Origin of the sequence: Azospira sp. I13 (genome assembly GCF_003112695.1) — a bacterium.
Classification (GTDB): Bacteria; Pseudomonadota; Gammaproteobacteria; order Burkholderiales; family Rhodocyclaceae; genus Azospira.
The window spans coordinates 101,813-103,030 of record NZ_BFBP01000006.1 but is presented as its reverse complement, the minus strand read 5'-3'; the positions used below and the strand labels follow the sequence as shown (position 1 = coordinate 103,030).

The window sequence follows — 1,218 nt, the reverse complement described above, 5'->3', positions numbered from 1 at the left end:
GCCAGCCTGGGCAGTAGCGCCGCCACCAACGCCCAGGCCGGTCAGAGCTATGTGCTGAGCCCATCCAATGTCAGCTTCTCCACAGGCTTGTCCAGCAACTACGCCATCACCTATCAGGATGGCACCCTGACCGTCACCAAAGCCCCGCTGCTGGTCACCGCCAGCAATGCCGCCAAGACCTACGACGGCCTGGCCTGGAACGGTCTGCCCGGGGTCAGCTACAGCGGCTTCGTACTGAACGAGGACGCCAGCGTGCTGGGCGGCGCCGTGAGCTACGGCGGCAGCGCCTTCGGCGCCATCAACGCCGGCAGCTATGCCATCGCTCCGAGTGGCCTTTCCTCCAGCAACTACGCCATCACTTACGTCAATGGCGCGCTGAATGTGGCCAAGGCGCCCCTCACCGTTACCGCCAGCAATGCCGCCAAGGTCTACGACGCACTCGCCTGGAGCGGCGGCAACGGCGTCAGCTACAGCGGCTTCGTCAATGGTGAAAGCCAGGCAGTTCTGGGTGGCAGCCTCGGCTACGGCGGCAATGCCCAGGGGGCGGTCAATGCTGGCAATTACACCCTCACTCCGAGCGGCCTGACCTCCGGCAATTACGCCATCAGCTACAGTAATGGCGCCCTCACCGTCAGCCCTCGAGCCATCACCGTCAAGGCCGCCGACCAGAGCCGAGTCTATGGCGATGCCAATCCTACCGCGGGCGCCCTGGCCCTCACCGCCGGCTCCCTGGTGGGCAGCGATGCCCTGGGCAACGCCAGCGTCTCGTCTGCTGCGACCGCCAACGCCAATGCGGGCCAGAGCTTTGCCCTGAGTCCCAGCAATGCCGCCTTCAGCAACGGACTGGCCGGCAACTACGCCATCACCTACCAGGACGGCAGCCTCGCCATCACCCCCCGTCCCATCGTCCTCCAGGCTGGCAACCAGAGCCGCAGCTACGGCCAGGCCAACCCCACCACCGGCCTTCTCACCCTGAGCGGCGGCAGCCTGGTCAATGGCGATACCCTGGGTACCGGCAGCCTGAGCAGTAGCGCCCCCGCTAACGCCCAGGCTGGTCAGAGCTATCAACTGGTGGGCAGCAACGTCGCCTTCAGCAGTGGCCAGGCCAGCAATTACGCCATCACCTACCAGGATGGCACGCTCACTGTAACCAAGGCACCCCTCACCGTTACCGCCGGCAACGCCGGCAAGACCTACGACGGCCAGGCCTGGAACGGC

At 65.8% G+C, this 1,218-nt stretch carries 1 pseudogene; it reads left to right on the top strand.

Going from position 1 to position 1,218, the window contains the following annotated elements:
* Positions 1 to 51 precede the first annotated feature (51 nt).
* Positions 52 to 1,218 (top strand): annotated as a pseudogene (locus AZSI13_RS18380) (MBG domain-containing protein); the annotation flags it as partial.